A 286-nucleotide genomic window follows, 5' to 3' on the forward strand; every position below is an offset into this window, starting at 1 on the left:
CCTTGCTTTGCAGATAAGGCGTAGGCGCGCTGATGGGTTTGAGGCTTTGCATCTGCTTGCTGACGCGTTCGGCGGCCTCTGCTTGCAGTTGCTGCTTTTCGGTTTCCCGCGCCGCGCGGTTTTCGGCGGCCTCCACCGCCAGTTTGGCGCGCTGCGCGTCGGTCAAGATGGTTGCGTTGCTCTTCCAGTTGATTTTCGCGCCGGTGCGGTTGTTGCTGATGCTGCCTGCCGGTCTGCCGTCCAGATGCGCCACATAAAAACCGTCTTTTGCGCCTTTTTTGCCGCC

Annotated in this window: 1 protein-coding gene; it reads right to left on the reverse strand. The window is 60.5% G+C overall.

All coding sequences use genetic code 11. The features are described from left to right. A partial coding sequence (locus AXE65_RS13735) for a primase/helicase family protein (RefSeq protein WP_204376503.1) occupies nucleotides 1–286 on the reverse strand: 286 nt, incomplete at both ends.

This window comes from Ventosimonas gracilis (assembly GCF_001580025.1).
In the GTDB taxonomy this organism is placed as follows: domain Bacteria; phylum Pseudomonadota; class Gammaproteobacteria; order Pseudomonadales; family Pseudomonadaceae; genus Ventosimonas; species Ventosimonas gracilis.